General features: G+C 62.0%; 15 protein-coding genes. 11 read left to right on the top strand and 4 right to left on the bottom strand.

Annotated elements, in window-relative coordinates; genetic code table 11:
* Positions 1 to 88 precede the first annotated feature (88 nt).
* Positions 89 to 355, bottom strand: coding sequence for a hypothetical protein (locus tag AC4LFW_RS08875; protein WP_491818716.1), 267 nt, complete (start codon positions 353 to 355; stop codon positions 89 to 91).
* A gap of 9 nt (positions 356 to 364) precedes the next feature.
* On the opposite strand from AC4LFW_RS08875, the gene AC4LFW_RS08870 reads away from it, so the two are divergent.
* The 3 genes from AC4LFW_RS08870 to AC4LFW_RS08860 all read left to right on the top strand — a co-directional run bounded on the left by AC4LFW_RS08870 (position 365) and on the right by AC4LFW_RS08860 (position 4,780).
* A complete protein-coding gene (locus tag AC4LFW_RS08870; protein ID WP_491818715.1) occupies positions 365 to 1,975 on the top strand; it encodes a sigma-54-dependent Fis family transcriptional regulator in 1,611 nt (536 codons plus the stop codon).
* A gap of 113 nt (positions 1,976 to 2,088) precedes the next feature.
* A complete protein-coding gene (locus AC4LFW_RS08865) occupies positions 2,089 to 4,077 on the top strand; it encodes a UvrD-helicase domain-containing protein (protein ID WP_491818714.1) in 1,989 nt (662 codons plus the stop codon).
* 82 nt (positions 4,078 to 4,159) lie between these two features.
* The gene (locus tag AC4LFW_RS08860; protein ID WP_491818713.1) at positions 4,160 to 4,780 is read left to right on the top strand and encodes a glutathione S-transferase; all 621 of its coding nucleotides are present in this window, start codon (positions 4,160 to 4,162) and stop codon (positions 4,778 to 4,780) included.
* Positions 4,781 to 5,168: 388 nt separating this feature from the next.
* Here AC4LFW_RS08860 and AC4LFW_RS08855 read toward each other — a convergent pair whose 3' ends face one another.
* Complete coding sequence (locus AC4LFW_RS08855) at positions 5,169 to 5,312, bottom strand: hypothetical protein (RefSeq protein WP_491818712.1); 144 nt, start codon at positions 5,310 to 5,312, stop codon at positions 5,169 to 5,171.
* Positions 5,313 to 5,483: 171 nt separating this feature from the next.
* On the opposite strand from AC4LFW_RS08855, the gene hppD reads away from it, so the two are divergent.
* From hppD to AC4LFW_RS08840, 3 genes are all read left to right on the top strand, one after another.
* Entirely contained in the window at positions 5,484 to 6,563 is a 1,080-nt protein-coding gene (hppD, locus tag AC4LFW_RS08850; RefSeq protein WP_491818711.1) for a 4-hydroxyphenylpyruvate dioxygenase, read from the top strand.
* A 358-nt stretch (positions 6,564 to 6,921) separates the two neighbouring features.
* Positions 6,922 to 7,782 (top strand): polyamine aminopropyltransferase, encoded by an 861-nt coding sequence (gene speE / locus AC4LFW_RS08845; protein ID WP_491818710.1) that lies wholly within the window; start codon positions 6,922 to 6,924, stop codon positions 7,780 to 7,782.
* Positions 7,783 to 8,137: 355 nt separating this feature from the next.
* On the top strand, positions 8,138 to 8,479 hold the full coding sequence (locus AC4LFW_RS08840) for a ribonuclease E inhibitor RraB (protein WP_491818709.1): 342 nt from the start codon (positions 8,138 to 8,140) through the stop codon (positions 8,477 to 8,479).
* 10 nt (positions 8,480 to 8,489) lie between these two features.
* On the opposite strand, the gene AC4LFW_RS08835 is transcribed toward AC4LFW_RS08840, so the two are convergent.
* A complete protein-coding gene (locus AC4LFW_RS08835; protein ID WP_491818708.1) occupies positions 8,490 to 9,446 on the bottom strand; it encodes a LysR family transcriptional regulator in 957 nt (318 codons plus the stop codon).
* Positions 9,447 to 9,553: 107 nt separating this feature from the next.
* Here AC4LFW_RS08835 and AC4LFW_RS08830 point away from each other — a divergent pair, with 107 nt between their 5' ends.
* On the top strand, positions 9,554 to 10,309 hold the full coding sequence (locus AC4LFW_RS08830) for a sulfite exporter TauE/SafE family protein (RefSeq protein WP_491818707.1): 756 nt from the start codon (positions 9,554 to 9,556) through the stop codon (positions 10,307 to 10,309).
* Between the two features lie 8 nt (positions 10,310 to 10,317).
* Here AC4LFW_RS08830 and AC4LFW_RS08825 read toward each other — a convergent pair whose 3' ends face one another.
* Positions 10,318 to 11,709 carry an MATE family efflux transporter gene (locus AC4LFW_RS08825; protein ID WP_491818706.1) on the bottom strand — a complete coding sequence of 464 codons (1,392 nt, stop codon included), beginning with the start codon at positions 11,707 to 11,709 and terminating at the stop codon, positions 10,318 to 10,320.
* Between the two features lie 122 nt (positions 11,710 to 11,831).
* Here AC4LFW_RS08825 and pdxB point away from each other — a divergent pair, with 122 nt between their 5' ends.
* The 4 genes from pdxB to recR all read left to right on the top strand — a co-directional run bounded on the left by pdxB (position 11,832) and on the right by recR (position 16,188).
* Positions 11,832 to 12,977, top strand: coding sequence for a 4-phosphoerythronate dehydrogenase PdxB (gene pdxB / locus AC4LFW_RS08820; RefSeq protein WP_491818705.1), 1,146 nt, complete (start codon positions 11,832 to 11,834; stop codon positions 12,975 to 12,977).
* A gap of 103 nt (positions 12,978 to 13,080) precedes the next feature.
* Positions 13,081 to 15,108 carry a DNA polymerase III subunit gamma/tau gene (dnaX, locus tag AC4LFW_RS08815; protein ID WP_491818704.1) on the top strand — a complete coding sequence of 676 codons (2,028 nt, stop codon included), beginning with the start codon at positions 13,081 to 13,083 and terminating at the stop codon, positions 15,106 to 15,108.
* A gap of 19 nt (positions 15,109 to 15,127) precedes the next feature.
* A complete protein-coding gene (locus AC4LFW_RS08810) occupies positions 15,128 to 15,454 on the top strand; it encodes a YbaB/EbfC family nucleoid-associated protein (RefSeq protein WP_025241324.1) in 327 nt (108 codons plus the stop codon).
* Positions 15,455 to 15,588: 134 nt separating this feature from the next.
* On the top strand, positions 15,589 to 16,188 hold the full coding sequence (gene recR, locus AC4LFW_RS08805) for a recombination mediator RecR (protein WP_491818703.1): 600 nt from the start codon (positions 15,589 to 15,591) through the stop codon (positions 16,186 to 16,188).
* The last annotated feature ends 59 nt before the right edge of the window (positions 16,189 to 16,247 follow it).

Below are 16,247 nucleotides of genomic sequence, written 5' to 3'. Positions count from 1 at the left end.
TGTCCGAGACGGCATGCGGTGCGCCGTCGATTGGCCTATGCTGGCGCAGACCGCTCCAGAAACAGCGCGGAGAACAACAACAATGACGTCACCGCAGATCGCTCGGCATGCCCATCAGGTTCTCAGTTTCGGCGAGGGGCTGGACATAACCCATGGGCCAGCTTCTGACCCCGCCATCGCCCGGTCCTGGCGTCGGTGTCTGGACCAGCACCGGCTCGACCCAGGCAGCGCCCGGGCCACCTGCGTAGTCGAGCAGACGCGCTTGCGAGAGCATCGCCAGCAACTTGAGCAGGTGGCCAGCGTGGCCCATTGGCAGATGAACAGCCTGCACCAGCAGCTGGGTGGAGGTGGTCACGCCATCCTCTTGACCGACGCCCGAGGTGTGGTGATCGATAGCGTGTCCAGCGAGGCGGAGCGGCCGGAGTTCCAGCGCGCAGGGCTATGGCTCGGTGCAGTGTGGGACGAGGCCGTGGAGGGCACCAATGGTGTAGGTCTATGCCTGTTGGAACGCCAGGCGCTGACGATCTGCCGCGACGAGCATTTCCGCGGCCGCCATGCGACGCTGACCTGCTCGGCGAGTCCGGTTTTCGATCCGCAGGGCGAACTGCTGGCGGTGCTGAACGTATCTTCGGCTCGTGAGGAGCTGTCGCACCAGCGGCGCTTTCACACCATGGCGCTGACCAACCTGTCGGCCAAGCTGATCGAAAGCTGCTTCTTCCTGCAACACTGCGAAGGCGCCTACCTGCTGCGCTTTCATGCCCAACCCGAATACATCGGCCTGCTCAGCGAGGGCTTGTTGGCGTTCGATGGTGGCGGCCAGATCAGCGCTGCCAACGACGCCGCGCTGAATCTGCTCGGCAGCCGCCGTGATGCGCTGCTGGGCCGGTCGCTGGAACAGATACTGGACATTCGGCTGGATGAGTTGCTGCAACGCGCATCACCCCAGCCGGGCGCATGCTGGCCGCTTCGTACCGCTGGCGGTCAGCTGCTGCACGGACAGCTGCGCGGCCCGACGATGCGCGAGGTTCAGCCGGCCCGGCGGCATGTGGCGCCTATCCCGGTGGGGCTGTGTCTTCATGACCGGTCCATGCGCGCCGGCTTCGAGCGTGCGCTGAAAGTGCTGGAGCGAGATGTGCCGGTACTCCTGCACGGCGAGACCGGTACTGGCAAGGAGGCCTTTGCCGCGGCCCTGCATCGCGGCAGCTCTCGGGCGGGCAAGCCTTTCGTCGCGCTCAACTGCGCAGCCATCCCCGACACGCTGATCGAAAGCGAGCTGTTCGGCTATCGCGGGGGCAGCTTTACCGGTGCACGCAAGGAGGGCATGAACGGCAAGCTGCAACAGGCCAATGGCGGCATCCTGTTTCTCGATGAGATCGGCGACATGCCGCTGGCCCTGCAGACCCGGCTGCTTCGTGTGCTGGAAGAACGCGAAGTCGTTGCGCTCGGCGCGGTATCACCGACCCCTCTGGATATACGGCTGATCAGCGCCAGCCACCGTGATCTCCAGGCGATGGTCGCGCAAGGTACGTTTCGTGAGGACCTGTTCTATCGCCTCAATGGCCTGGTGGTGAACCTGCTCCCGCTGCGCGAGCGCAGCGACCTCGACGCCTTGCTCGATCATCTGGTGGCCGAGGAAGCGAGCGGCGAAAGCGTGCAGCTGGAGCCGGATGCGCGGCAACGGCTGCTTTCCTATGCCTGGCCGGGCAATGCGCGGCAGATGCGCAACCTGCTGCGTACCCTGATCGCGCTGTCCGAGGACGGGCGCATCCTGACCTCGGATGTGAACGCGGTGCTGCCGCCTGCGACAACGGTGCTCGAGCCGGTGGCGGATCCGCTTGGCGCTGCCGAGCGCGATACGCTCTTGACCATGCTGGAGACGCGGCAATGGCACATGAGTCGCGTCGCCCAGGATCTCAAAATCAGCCGCAATACGCTGTATCGCAAGCTGCACAAATACGGCATCCGCAGGCGTTAACCGGCTGCACGACGCCGGCGCTCTCCGGCACGCCACTGCTCGTACGGCCAACAGGTGACGCCGGAAAACCCTTACCATATCAACCACCTGTTGATGCTCTGGTTGGTTTCCTGATGTTGTCTGCCGTCAAGCGCTACAAACTCCTGCTGTCCGGAGCCCTGGCGCGTTGTTTTCCCCGTACGTCGGCCCATGTGAAATCGGAAGAAGAACTGCTCCTGCGTCGCTGGCCCGGCGCCAGCGTGCAGCAGATTGCAAAACAGACCGGCAAACGTCCCGTAAAACCGGCCGGTCGTGCCAAGACCAAGGCCAGCCGCACGCCCAAGCGACCATCCGGGGACCCGAATGCCGTCAAGGCGAAAGCCAAGCCCCGCCAGGCCGCCAGCGAGGGCATCTATGGGCCGGCGAAATTGCCAGTCGGCGAGTCGCACATTCAGGCCATGCGACTGCGGGTTGGTCGGGCTGTCGAGGCGGGTGTGGTCTGCGCGCCATCGGACGAGCAGTGGGCCATGATCCTCAGCGACAGCCCGGTGACGCGGATCTTCGCCGGTGCCGGTTCTGGCAAGTCCACCACGCTGGTGCTGCGCGTCGTGTTCATGATGTGCCACATGAACCTCACGCCGGAGCGGCTGACGGTGATTTCCTTTACCAACGCCTCCTGTGCGCAACTGCGCGAGCAGCTGGTCCGTGTGCTGGGCTTCTGGAATGTCGATTTCGACCCGGCCGATGCGCGCCAGTGCGTACGGACCTTCCATTCGGCCATGGCGCTGCTGGCCCGGGAAGTGCTGGGCAAGCCGGTCTGGTTCGAGCAGCTGGACGAGAAGGGCGCGTCGCCTACCGAACTGGATAATCCGCTGACTTCCTCGCGTTTGCGGCCCGCACAGCAGCGCCTGCTGAAACAGGCCTACCAGAGTTGCTACGCCGAAGTCGAAGCCTTCCGAGCCCTGGTGCACGAGCTGTTGCAGCTGCCACCGCCAGGCGACCGCGCACCCAAGGCGCCGCTGGACGCCTTCAAGCTGCCCGGCGAATTTGCGCCGATGCCTTTGTTCGAGGCGTTCTACACCCAGGCCGGTTTCATCGAAAGCATCGGCATTCGAATCGATCAGATGCAACCTGCCCGAATGGATTGCCAGGCACGTGAACGGTCATTCGTCGAGGCGTTGATCCTGTTCTGGAAGCATTTCCAGGCGCTGCTGGAAAGCCAGGGGCTGATCACCTTCAACGGGGCTTTTCAGGCACTGACACAACGATTGGCCGCATCGGAGCGTGACGTGTCCGCCGCCGCTCTGGCCCCGTTCAGTCATCTGCTGATTGATGAATTCCAGGACATCTCACCGCAGATCGTCCAGTGGCTGCAGGCGATGCACAGCGCATTGGCACGCCGGGGCGAGGCGGTAAGCCTGATGGCCATCGGAGATGACTGGCAGTCGATCTATGGCTGGCGTGGCAGCTCGCCGGAGCTGTTCATGGATTTCGACAAGTATTTCCCCGGTCGTGGCGCGTCGAAAAAGAGCAGGGTGCTGATGCTTGAAACCAATTACCGCTCCATCGAACCCGTCATTCGCGACGGCGAATCGGTGCTCGCTGGCGTGGCGTTCAAGCAGGCGAAGGTCAGCAAGGCCGCCAGGACCACGCAAAAGGGCGATCACGGCGTCAAGCTGGTAACCCGTTTCGATGTGAAGTCCCGCCTGCCTGATCTGATCAGGGAGATCCAGGCTCAGTGCGAACACGTTGCCGGTCGGCCGAATGCCGATCGCAACGCGGTCCTGGTCCTCAGTCGGCGCAACGAACCCCTGCGCGCAATCGAGGCGCAGCTTGACCGCAAATGGCCGGTCAGGACCTACACGATCCACCGCGCCAAGGGGCTGCAGGCCGAGGTCGCAATCATTGTCGATGACTGTCTGCCGCCCGAACGCCACCCCTTGCGCAATGCGCTCTACGCCTACTGCGGGTTCTTTCGCAACAGCTACGATCAGGCCATGGCCGATGAAAGCCTGCGTCTGGCCTACGTGGCGATCACCCGTGGTGTCAGTCGGGTCATCTGGTACACGCAAAAGGCTCAGGGCGCGACGCGACTGCTGGCGGACAAGGGCAGGTCTCGATAGGCGCTCAGCGGTGGCGGACGGTAAAGCTTTAAGGCTAGGGTGAAGGGAGTCGTCATCGATGCCGCACAGGAGCGCAATCGCCATGCTGAAACTCTGGGGACGCAGCAACTCGACCAATGTGAAAAAGGTTTTCTGGGCCCTCGAAGAATTGCAGGTTCCCTATACGCGCATTGACGCCGGCGGAGCCTTTGGCGTGGTTGGCGAGGCGGACTATGCCGCCAGGAATCCCAACAAGCTCGTCCCCTGTCTGGAAGATGGCGAGCTGGTCTTGTGGGAATCCAACGCCATCGTACGGTATCTCGCGGCTCGGTACGGCCAAGGCGTGCTGTGGAATCCGGATATCGCCCAACGTGCCCATGGCGACAAGTGGATGGACTGGACGACATCTACGCTGGCAGCACCGTTCCGGCCGCTGTTCTGGAACATCGTGCGTACCGCACCAGAGCAGCGCGACACTGCCGCGGTGCAGGCGGCGTTGGATGAGTGTGGCAGGCTGCTCGCCATCGCCGACCAGACGCTGGCGACGCAGCCTTATCTGTCCGGCGACTCTTTTGGCATGGGCGATATTCCGCTGGGCTGCTTCGCCTATGCCTGGTTCGAGATGCCCATCGAACGGCCAGATCTGCATCACTTGTGCCGCTGGTACGAGCGGTTGCAACAGCGTCCGGCCTATCAGGCCGCGGTGATGACGCCACTGACATGACCAGTGTTGAGCGCGCAGAGAGGTCTTCTTGTGAGGCAAGGTGAGCGGGTCGAGACCCTCGTCTGACGCCGCTGGAAAGAGGTGTCCCGCCAGGCCCTGAGCCTTTCGGGGCTTGCCTCGAGCAATCAAGCAAAGGTTGGCCGTGGATCGGCGCTACCCTGAAGGGAGCGTTGGCTCTCGGCCGCGCTGACAGCGGGTGAGGCTTGACACTGGCGCGCGACTCACGCAGATTCCGCTTAACGTAATTTGATTACGCAAAAAAATAATAGAGCGCTGACAAAGCGCGACCTTGCAGGCCTTGATCATGGAATCGCACGCGCAACACCATTGCACTTCTCTCGCGGCGGCATTGCACGAGTTGCATTGTCGTTCGGTTCCAGTCAAGCGCCTACGCGGGCTGCCGGTGGCTGTAGATCCGGTGCCGGCGTGGGTTGGTCAGCAGGCGAATGAAGGCTTCAAGCCGTGCGCAGTCCTGTCCAGAGATCACGATCTCCGCTTCGGCAAGCCAGAACAGCGCGTTGCGGCGCGGCATCCGCTTGCGTCTGTAGAGCAGCCAGACAGGCCCTAAGATGAAAATCCTCGGCTTTCGACTGACCCTTGGCGACCACCTTGGTCGCAGCGTTCGGGGTATTTCCTGTGCACCGCCGGGCTGACGGTTGTTCTCGTCATTCCATCCAATGCACAGCCAGTCAAGGAGCCAATCATGGCCGACCTGTTTGAAAACCCCATGGGCCTCATGGGTTTCGAATTCATCGAATTTGCCTCGCCCACCCCGAACGTCATCGAGCCGGTGCTGGAAAGCATGGGCTTCTCCCACGTTGCCAACCACCGCTCAAAGAACGTCGCGCTTTACCGCCAAGGCCAGATCAACGCCATCGTCAACCGTGAGGCGACGGGGATCCCGGCCTATTTCGCCGCCGAGCATGGACCCTCGGTGTGCGGCATGGCGTTTCGCGTCAAGGACGCGCAAAAGGCCTACGCCCGGGCGCTGGAACTGGGCGCGCAGGCCATGGAGCTGCCCACCGGGCCGATGGAATTGCGCCTGCCCGCGATCAAGGGCATCGGTGGTGCGCTGCTGTATCTGATCGACCGCTTTGGCGAGGGCAGCTCAATCTATGACATTGACTTCGTATTCCTGGACGGCGTCGATCGTCATCCGGTCGGCGCTGGCCTGAAGCTCATCGACCACCTGACCCATAACGTGTATCGCGGGCGCATGGCCTACTGGGCCGATTTCTACGAGAAGCTGTTCAACTTCCGTGAGATCCGCTATTTCGACATCAAGGGCGAGTACACAGGGCTCACATCCAAGGCCATGACTGCCCCGGACGGCATGATCCGCATCCCGCTGAACGAGGAGTCATCGAAGGGCGCCGGACAGATCGAGGAGTTCCTCATGCAGTTCAATGGCGAGGGGATCCAGCACGTGGCCTTTCTCACCGACAATCTGATCGAAACCTGGGACAAGCTGAAAGCCCGCGGCACTGTCTTCATGACGGCGCCACCGCAGACCTACTACGAGATGCTCGAAGGGCGGCTGCCCAACCACGGCGAGCCGGTGGAGGAACTTCAGTCCCGCGGCATCCTGCTCGACGGGGCGGAGGAAAACGGCGAGCAGCGCCTGTTGCTGCAGATCTTCTCCGGCACCGTGCTGGGGCCGGTGTTCTTCGAGTTCATCCAGCGCAAGGGCGATAGCGGCTTTGGCGAAGGCAACTTCAAGGCGCTGTTCGAATCCATCGAGCGGGATCAGATCCAGCGTGGCGTGCTGAGTACCACCGAGTAATGCCGAGACGGCAGCGGGGCCCTGCTGCCGTTTTCTCTTGGTTGCAGGTACCGGTAGCCAATTGGCAGGCTAGCGGTTCATCAGGGACCGCTCAGTACCGGTGGTGCGCACTGGCATCCGCCGGTCCTCTGCGGTCAGACGACCAAGCCGTAGCTCGGGACTGCATATCGCCTGGCCGCCAAGGCTTCACCAAGCGAGCGCTATAACGACCATGGATAGGCATGTCTTCACAAGGCAGACGTTGACCGCCGCTTGGTATCCCGCTGTCATACGACCAAAGTAGAATGCCTGTTCTTGCCTTGGGTCATTTGCGCTTTGCGCGGCCGACCCTCTACGCCATCCATCATGGAGATAGCCCATGAGCGACTATCAGGAAACTCTCTACGAGGGGTACGGCCAACGATTCTCGGTCGATCGGATGCTGTACGAGGCGCGTACCGAACATCAGCAGCTGACCATCTTCGAGAACGCACGCATGGGGCGTGTCATGGCGCTGGATGGGGTGATCCAGACGGCCGAAGCCGATGAATTCATCTATCACGAGATGCTCGCCCATGTGCCGATCCTGGCGCATGGGCTGGCGCGGCGCGTCCTGATCATTGGCGGCGGCGACGGCGGCTTGTTGCGGGAGGTGGCCAAGCACCCGGATGTGGAAAGCATCACCATGGTCGAGCGCGACGGCACTGTGGTGGACATCTGCCAGGAGTACCTACCCGAGCATTCGAAAGGGGCTTTCGCGGACGCCCGGCTGAACCTTGTGATCGATGACGGTATGCGCTTCGTCGCCACCACCGAAGAGAAGTTCGACGTGATCATCTCCGATTCGCCGGACCCCATCGGGCCGGGCGAAGCGTTGTTTTCCGAGGAGTTCTATCAGGCCTGTCGCCGGTGCCTCGAGCATGGCGGCATTCTGGTTACGCAGAACGGCACGCCATTCATGCAACTGGCCGAAGTGCAGACAACGGCGAAGCGGATGGCGGGGCTCTTTCCCGACTGGCATTTCTACCAGGCGGCAATACCCACCTATATCGGCGGCTCGATGACTTTCGCTTGGGGCGCCTGCGACGCTGGCAGCCGCAAGCTGCCACTGGAGACGCTCTGCCAACGTTTTGCCGGCAGTGGAATCGTCACGCGTTACTACAATCCTCATGTGCATATCGGGGCGTTCGCGCTTCCGCAGTATCTGCTTCAGGCGATCTGCAAGCCCAGTAACGACTGAGCGACCATCATCCAGACGTGCGATGTTGCTGATGGGTGAAGGCCTGCCCGGTTTCCGGCGCAGGTCTTTTTGCGTCCACCGAAATCAAGGATCCAAGGTGCCCGCGCTGGAGCGGGGTTGAACTGCCGCAATCTGCGCGGTTCTATCTCACTGACAGCTTCTTTTTTTTGAGTTGCCATGCGCTGCGTCTGATTCTGTTGATGCAGCCGGGCGTTCAGCCTGCTAGCTTGTCATCGTGAGCATGCAGATGCCGCGCCGTTTCATGTAGCGATCGTGATCATTTGGTCTTTCCGGGACGTTTGAGTGGGCTCGGGGCTGGCCAATACCATCCACGCTTGAGAGGAGGTTGTTTTTTATGAGTACCACCTTCCATGAAGATGTCAGCAGCAACGTTCTGATGCGTATGAAAGAGGGCGGTTTCGACTTTGCCCGTGTCCATCCCATCGAGTTTTATGCCGTTTTTCCTGACAAGGAGCAGGCGATTGCAGCGGCCAGCAATTTTCGCGGCGAGTGCGTCAACACCCAGATATCATCGCGTGACGACGGGGCCTGGGATCTTCAGGTAAGCAAAGTCATGTACGCCACCTTCGATGGCATTGGCGATTTCGAACAGGATCTTGAAAATCTGGTCGAGCCCTTGGGCGGCGTAGTGGACGGCTGGGGGGTTACTCAGGAACTCTCCGCCTGCGCGATGTAATTTCAGCCCGTCAACCTGTCCTCAATCCGCTTTGCAGCGCCTGATCCCACGGCGGGATCGGGCCGAAGCGGTTCCTGAGAAACTCCAGCAACAACCTGGTTCTCGAGTCAGCCTCCCTGGTCAGACGCAACGCATAGATGCCGCTTGGTTCCGGCAGAGGAAGGCCCTGCTCGCAGAACAGCGGCAGCAGCTCCCCTCGAAGAAGGTGGTCGCTGATCAGCCAGGTTGGAAGATGTGCCAGCCCGAGGCCCGCCAGGGTGCCGCTGAGCAATGCTTCAGCATTATTGGCCAGCATCCGGAGCCGTTTCGGGCGTAACAGTTGCCACTTTCCTTCGTATTCGAAACGCCAGGCGTAGGGTGGCGCCAGGGCGTCCCAGTCCAGTCCGTCATGATCAGGCAGCTCCGCCACGTTGCGTGGCATCCCCCTGCGTTGAAGATAGCCAGGGCTGGCGCAGACGATGCGTGTCATCGGCGCGAGCGCTGTTGCGACCAGTCGCGTATCGGCCAATTCACCAATGCGCAGCACAAGGTCAACCTCGCCCAGGTGCTCGCCATGCAGATCCGTGAAACTGTCGATCAGGCGCAGCTGGATGTCCACGCCGGGGTACGCCTGAAGAAATTCGGCAAGTGCAGGCGCCAGATGCCGACGTCCGAAAGGCGCTGGCGCATCAATACGGATGCGACCTTCGGGCGCGGTCTGCAACGAGGCCATCTCCGCACGCGCCAGATGAAGCTCCTGCACGATGCGCCTGGCTCGCTCGGCAAAGGCCTGGCCAGCCGTCGTGGCGCGAATCGCATGGGTGCTCCGACTGACCAGCTGGCAACCGACGGAGCGCTCCAGCGCGTCTATGCGTCTGGCGACGGCCGAAGGGGTGAGGCCGTGCACCCGTGCCGCTCCGGAGAAACTACCGGTGTCGAGCACATCGAGAAACAGCTTGAGCTGGCCGGTTAGAACATCGGGCTGCATATCGATCCATGCCTTTGCGTTAAGCGCAAAAGCATTGTGCGTGGCTTTGCGTATCCGTGCCAGCTTGCGGGCAGTAGCATCACCGTTTTCGTGGCTGGAAGTGACCGATGGACCTGCTTTCAATTGTGTTGAACATCGTCCTGGGCATGGCCCTGGGCACGCTCGGTGGGCTTTTCGGTATCGGAGGAGGGCTGATCGCAATACCGGTGCTGGGTGTGCTGTTCAACCTCGACCAGCAACTGGCGCAGGGCACAGCGCTGGTGATGGTGGTGCCCAATGTGATGTTGGCCATCTGGCGCTACCACCAACGTAATCGGATCGACATCAGGCATGCGGCTGCGCTGGGTATCACCAGTTTCTGTTTTGCCATCGGCGGTGCGGCTGTCGCTGTGTCACTGGACGCCGAGCGCATGCGAATCGGCTTTGTCGGTTTTCTGCTGGCGCTTGCCGCTTACACCCTGCTTCGTGTGTTTCTCCGTCCGCAGCCGGGCGGCACCGACCTGCGTCACCCCTGGCCATGGCTTGGGGCTCTCGGTGCGGGGGCGGGCGCGCTGGGTGGTCTTTTTGGAGTAGGTGGAGCGGTACTGGCTACACCGATACTGACGACGGTATTCGGCACGTCCCAGGTTGTCGCCCAGGGCCTTTCCCTGTCTCTCGCGGCGCCCAGTACGGCGGTGACCCTGGCGACTTACGCTTCGCATGGACAGGTTGACTGGGCGCTGGGATTGCCGCTCGCGGTCGGTGGCCTGTTGAGTATCAGCCTGGGCGTGAAACTGGCCCATGCCTTGCCTGAGCGGCTGCTGCGTCTTCTTTTCAGCGGCTTCCTGTTGTTGAGTGCGGTGATGCTGGCATTGGAAGTCTAGGCGGGGAATCAGGCGACTCGCTGCCGCCGTGCCTGCTGGCGTATCTCACGGCGGGCGCTGCGTATCAGCCGGATGCTCAGCAACACCGCGGCGCAACTCAGACCGGCGATCAGGCCCTGCCACAGGCCGGCTGGTCCGCTGGGCTCACCCAACCGATCCGTCAGGCCCAGCAGATAGCCGACGGGCAAGCCAATGCCCCAGTAAGCGAACAGCGTAAAGACCATGGTCATGCGCGTGTCCTGATAACCCCGCAGCGCGCCCGCGGCAGTGACCTGCACAACGTCCGAGAACTGAAACAGGGCTGCATAGAAGAACAGGCTGGCCGCCACTGCGATCACGGCAGGGTCGGGGGTGTAGATGCGTGCGATCTGCTCGCTGAACAGCAGCATGCTGCCAGCCGAGAAACAGGCGTACACCAGGCTCGAGACGATGCCCACCCCTGCGACGAAGCGAGCGTCTCGTGGTGCGCTGCGCCCCAGCGCCTGACCGATACGGATGGTGATCGCCATGCCCAGGGAAAGAGGAATCATGAAAATCAGTGAGGTGAAATTCAGCGCAATCTGGTGGCCTGCAACCACAGTCGCGCCCAGGCCGCCGATAAGCAGCGCGATCACCGAGAAGATACTGGCCTCGGCAAACACCGCGACCCCTATTGGCACGCCCACCGAGAGCAGGCGCTTGAGTATCGGCCACTGCGGCCATTCAAAATGGCTGAACAGCTTGCTTGGCTGGTAATAACTGGCGCGGCGAACCCAGAACAACATTGCGACAAGCATGAAACCCATCACTGTTGCCGTGGCCCAGCCGCAGCCGACACCGCCCATGGCAGGCAGGCCGAACTTACCGTAGATGAAAATATAGTTAAGCGGGATATTCAGCATCAGCGCGAGAATGCCCACCACCATGCTGGGGCGGGTATGCCCGAGCCCATCGCTGTAACAGCGCAGCACCTGGTACAGAGCGACCGCCGGAAACCCGCAGGCAACCGCGCGCAGGTACGCCATGGTGGGGGCGATAAGGGCCTCCTCCACTTGCATCAGATGCAGTACCGGCTCGGCGTTCCACATCAGCAGCGCGAACAGCGAGCCGATCCCCAGCCCCATCCACAGGGCCTGGCGCACCAGGGGTCCGATCTGCTCGTGCTGGTTACTGCCGAAACGCTGGGCAACATTTGGCGTGGTGGCAAGGATGACGCCTGTGACCAGGAGAAACACAGGGACCCAGATGGAATTGCCCAGTGCCACGGCGGCCAGGTCCGCAGGGCTGACGCGTCCGGCCATCAGGGTGTCGACAAAGCCCATGGCGGTGTTTGCCAGCTGGGCGATCATCATGGGCAGGGCAAGGGCAAAGAGGGTGCGGAGTTCGTCGCGAACTCGCCTGAGTTTCAACTCAGTGGGCATTGCTGGGCTATCCGATTGTATACAGGAAGCCAGCTAGTCTACGCCGCGGCGATCGTTCTGGGGAAGGCGGCAGGGACGGGCCGGGCAGTCTAGAATGTGCCGATCATAAATGGAGCTCGCTCATGCGCATTCTTGCTGACGAAAACATCCCATTGGTCGACGCGTTTTTCGCAGAGCATGGACAGATCCGCCGCATGCCCGGTCGCAGCATAAACCGGGCTGCGTTGGAGCAGGCGGATGTCCTGCTGGTGCGCTCGGTAACCCGTGTGGATCAGGAGTTGCTCGAAGGCAGCGCGGTGCGATTCGTCGGTACCTGCACGATCGGCACCGATCATCTCGACCTCGATTACCTAGACGAAGCCGGGATCGACTGGGCCAGCGCGCCTGGGTGCAATGCCCGCGGTGTCGTGGACTACGTCCTGGGTAGCCTGCTGGCCCTGGCAGAAGGCGAAGGTGTGGACCTGTCAAAACGCCGTTACGGCGTGGTGGGTGCGGGCGAGGTCGGCGGACGGCTTGTGGAAGTGCTGCGTGGCCTGGGGTGGGATGTTCGGGTGTGCGATCCGCCTCGTCAGGCTCGGGAACTGGGAGAGTTCGTCGACCTTGACGAGATCCTGTCCGAATGCGATGTCATCAGCCTGCACACTCCGTTGATCCTTGAAGGCAATCACGCCACCTTCCATCTTTTCAATGAGGATCGTCTGGGGCAGCTACGTCCCGGGGCCTGGCTGATCAACGCAGCTCGGGGAGCGATCGTCGATAACTCGGCTTTACGCGTCCAGCTTGCCCAGCGCCCGGACGTTCAGGCTGTGCTCGACGTCTGGGAAGGGGAACCACAGGTAGACGTCGAGCTGGCGGAACTGTGCTGGATTGCCACCCCGCATATCGCCGGCTACAGCCTGGACGGCAAGCTCCGGGGGACCGCCCAGGTCTATCGAGCGTTCTGTGCGGCGAAAGGGTTGGAGCCGACGGTGGAGCTGGCTGACCTCATGCCGAAGGCACCGTTGCGTGGGCTTGTCTTCGATCCTTCGGCCGATCCTGCACAAATGCTCAGTACCCTCTGCCGCTCCGTCTATGACCCGCGTCGCGACGATGCGGCCTTTCGTCGGAGCCTGGTTGGCGACGAGGTTCAGCGCCGAGCCGGTTTCGATCGGCTGCGCAAGGACTATCCTGCCCGTCGAGAGATTGATGGGTTGCAGGTCAGCCTTGGCGCGGGTCAGCCACGCCTGGAGCAGATCGTGAGGGCCCTTGGCGCGATCTTGAAAGCATGACCTGCCAAGGCTACGGTTCGTTGTCCCGGAGCACAGGCCGGATGCAATTTGTGGCTTGCTCCGCTAGCATTGCCCATCCTCTGCTTTATCCCGCGATGGTGTTATGAGTTATCAGGTCCTAGCCCGTAAATGGCGTCCGCGCACGTTCCGCGAAATGGTCGGCCAGACGCATGTGCTCAAGGCTCTGATCAACGCGCTGGACAGCCAACGCCTGCACCACGCCTATCTGTTTACCGGCACCCGCGGCGTGGGCAAGACCACCATCGCACGGATTATCGCCAAGTGCCTCAACTGCGAAACCGGTATCAGCTCGACGCCCTGCGGACAGTGCTCGGTCTGCCGTGAAATCGACGAGGGGCGTTTCGTTGACCTTATCGAAGTCGACGCTGCCAGCCGTACCAAGGTCGAAGATACCCGCGAGTTGCTCGACAACGTGCAATACGCCCCGAGCCGTGGACGCTACAAGGTCTACCTGATCGACGAAGTGCACATGCTTTCGTCGCACTCGTTCAATGCATTGCTCAAAACGCTTGAAGAGCCGCCGCCACACGTCAAGTTTCTGCTGGCAACGACCGACCCGCAAAAGCTGCCGGTCACGATTCTTTCGCGCTGCTTGCAGTTCTCCCTGAAAAACATGCCGCCGGAGCGGGTGGTCGAGCATCTGACCCACGTGTTGGGTGTCGAGCAGGTGCCCTTCGAGGAAGATGCGCTCTGGCTGCTTGGCCGCGCGGCCGACGGGTCGATGCGTGACGCCATGAGCCTGACCGACCAGGCTATCGCCTTTGGTGAGGGCAAGGTACTCGCAGCCGATGTGCGCAGCATGCTGGGCACCCTGGATCATGGCCAGGTGTACGGTGTGTTGCAGGCGTTGCTGGAGGGCGACGCCCGTGCACTGCTCGAGGCGGTTCGCCATCTAGCCGAGCAGGGGCCGGACTGGGGCGGCGTCCTGGCCGAGATCCTCAACGTGCTGCATCGTGTTGCCGTCGCACAGGCACTACCCGATGCGGTCGATAACGGGCAGGGCGACCGCGACCGTGTGCTCGCCCTGGCTCAGGCATTGCCTGCCGAAGACGTGCAGTTCTACTACCAGATGGGTTTGATTGGCCGGCGTGACCTGCCCCTGGCGCCCGATCCGCGTAGCGGCTTCGAGATGGTGCTGTTGCGGATGCTCGCGTTTCGCCCCGCCGGCAGTGAAGACGCGCCGCGAACATCACTAAAGACGATTGGAATCAGTCCGGCCACGACTGATTCCCAACCAAGCGCAGTGGCCGGTCCGGCCGCACAGGCTTCGCCGGTACCCGACCTGCAACCCAAGCCAGCCGCTGCGGTGCAGCCCATCGCAGCGGCTCCGCTGGAACCGCCACAGCCGGCCGATGCGCCAACAGCGGCCGATTCACTTGCTGTGCATCAGGCGCAGCCGGCAGCAAAACCTGCGCACGAGCCTCAGCCCGTTGCGCCGCCCATCGTTGACTTGCCCTGGAATGAGCCGCCGTCCACGCCGCCCGTGGCAGTGGAAAGCGAAGCCCTCGAGCAGCGGCCGGTCGGACAACCCCAAGAGCGGGAGCATCAGGCAGCGGTCGTCGAGGTCAACGAGCCGGACGACGATGAACCGCCATTGACCGACGAGGACTACTTCGAGGTCGAAACCCAGGCCGAGGCCTTTCTCGATGGGCTGGATGACCCGGTGGAGAAGCCTGCAGTGGCTGAGCCTGCGCCTGCCATACAACCTGCCACCGGGCTTGCGGCGGAGTGGCTGGACCTCTATCTCAAACTGGGACTGACTGGACTGACTGGTAGCATCGCGGCGAACTGTACGCTGATCGCTGTAGAAGGCGATCGCTGGCTGATGCATCTCGATCCTGCCCAGAGCGCACTGTTCAACGCGACCCAGCATCGTCGTCTGACCGAAGCGTTGAGTCAGTTCCACGGGCGTACGCTGCAGCTCGATATCGAGTTGCAGACCCCGCAACAGGAAACTCCCGCCCAAGCGGCGGCCCGCCGTCGTGGGGAGCGTCAGCGGGCAGCTGAACAATCGATTCAGACCGATCCGCTGGTGCAACAACTGATGCAGCAATTCGCCGCGGTGATTCGCGACGGCACCATCGAACCCATAGAGCAACCCGTATCCTGATCTACCAGAGGTGATCCCCATGATGAAAGGTGGCATGGCAGGCCTGATGAAGCAGGCGCAGCAGATGCAGGAAAAAATGCAGAAGATGCAGGAAGAACTGGCGAACGCCGAGGTTACCGGGCAGTCCGGGGCCGGGCTGGTCAGCGTTGTGATGAACGGTCGCCACGACGTCAAGCGTGTCAGCCTGGATGACAGCCTGATGCAGGAAGACAAGGAAATCCTGGAAGACCTGATCGCGGCAGCCGTCAATGATGCCGTTCGCAAGATCGAACAGAACAGCAAGGAGAAGATGGCCGGCATGACCGATGGCATGCAGCTTCCACCTGGCTTCAAGATGCCGTTCTGATTCACCCGGAGCGCCGCCACGCGCTCCTTCCCGACTGGCTCTGCCAGAGGTTTCTTCTGGGCAGGCGTGGTGGTCAGCCAGTAGGCGGCGTCTCTCCTCGCAACGTTGCGCATTCCGTATTTTTCGGTGACTTGATGTCTTTCAGCCCCCTTATTCGCCAACTTATCGATGCGCTGCGCGTCCTGCCTGGCGTCGGTCAGAAAACCGCTCAACGGATGGCGCTGCAAATGCTCGAGCGCGACCGCAGCGGTGGCTTGCGGTTGGCACAGTCGCTTACCCGCGCAATGGAAGAGGTGGGCTATTGTCGGCAATGTCGAACCTTGAGCGAGGACGAGCTCTGTCCACAGTGTGCCGATCCCCGCAGGGATGACTCGCTGCTGTGTATCGTACAGAGTCCGGTGGATGTGTTTGCGGTGGAGCAGACCGGCTTTCGCGGGCGTTATTTTGTCTTGAAGGGTCATCTTTCGCCGCTGGACGGCCTCGGCCCGGAAGCCATCGGCATCCCGGAGTTGCTGGTGCGAGTCGCTGAAGGCAGTTTCAGCGAGGCCATTCTTGCGACGAATCCGACCGTTGAGGGCGAGGCCACCGCGCACTACATCGCCCAACTGTTGATTCCCAAGGGGCTGACCCTTAGCCGTATTGCTCATGGGGTGCCCTTGGGCGGTGAGCTCGATCTGGTCGACGGCGGCACCCTGGCTCACGCCTTTGCCGGACGCAAAACAATCACGCTTTGATGCTGCCGCCAGCCTCGCTAACGATGCCTTTATAGCCAGCAGTTAGCAGCTTATCGCTG

It is taken from the genome of Stutzerimonas sp. C6.4V (genome assembly GCF_058536345.1).
The sequence above is the reverse complement of the archived record's forward strand: the minus strand, read 5'-3'. Positions and strand labels throughout refer to the sequence as shown.

What these genes read in the sequence shown, in the direction of transcription:
- AC4LFW_RS08865 (WP_491818714.1), top strand. Translation starts at nt 2,089, where the DNA reads ATGTTGTCTGCCGTCAAGCGCTACAAACTCCTGCTGTCCGGAGCCCTG.
- AC4LFW_RS08860 (WP_491818713.1), top strand. Translation starts at nt 4,160, where the DNA reads ATGCTGAAACTCTGGGGACGCAGCAACTCGACCAATGTGAAAAAGGTT.
- AC4LFW_RS08855 (WP_491818712.1), bottom strand. Translation starts at nt 5,312, where the DNA reads ATGCCGCGCCGCAACGCGCTGTTCTGGCTTGCCGAAGCGGAGATCGTG.
- hppD (WP_491818711.1), top strand. Translation starts at nt 5,484, where the DNA reads ATGGCCGACCTGTTTGAAAACCCCATGGGCCTCATGGGTTTCGAATTC.
- speE (WP_491818710.1), top strand. Translation starts at nt 6,922, where the DNA reads ATGAGCGACTATCAGGAAACTCTCTACGAGGGGTACGGCCAACGATTC.
- AC4LFW_RS08840 (WP_491818709.1), top strand. Translation starts at nt 8,138, where the DNA reads ATGAGTACCACCTTCCATGAAGATGTCAGCAGCAACGTTCTGATGCGT.
- AC4LFW_RS08835 (WP_491818708.1), bottom strand. Translation starts at nt 9,446, where the DNA reads ATGCAGCCCGATGTTCTAACCGGCCAGCTCAAGCTGTTTCTCGATGTG.
- AC4LFW_RS08830 (WP_491818707.1), top strand. Translation starts at nt 9,554, where the DNA reads ATGGACCTGCTTTCAATTGTGTTGAACATCGTCCTGGGCATGGCCCTG.
- AC4LFW_RS08825 (WP_491818706.1), bottom strand. Translation starts at nt 11,709, where the DNA reads ATGCCCACTGAGTTGAAACTCAGGCGAGTTCGCGACGAACTCCGCACC.
- pdxB (WP_491818705.1), top strand. Translation starts at nt 11,832, where the DNA reads ATGCGCATTCTTGCTGACGAAAACATCCCATTGGTCGACGCGTTTTTC.
- dnaX (WP_491818704.1), top strand. Translation starts at nt 13,081, where the DNA reads ATGAGTTATCAGGTCCTAGCCCGTAAATGGCGTCCGCGCACGTTCCGC.
- AC4LFW_RS08810 (WP_025241324.1), top strand. Translation starts at nt 15,128, where the DNA reads ATGATGAAAGGTGGCATGGCAGGCCTGATGAAGCAGGCGCAGCAGATG.
- recR (WP_491818703.1), top strand. Translation starts at nt 15,589, where the DNA reads ATGTCTTTCAGCCCCCTTATTCGCCAACTTATCGATGCGCTGCGCGTC.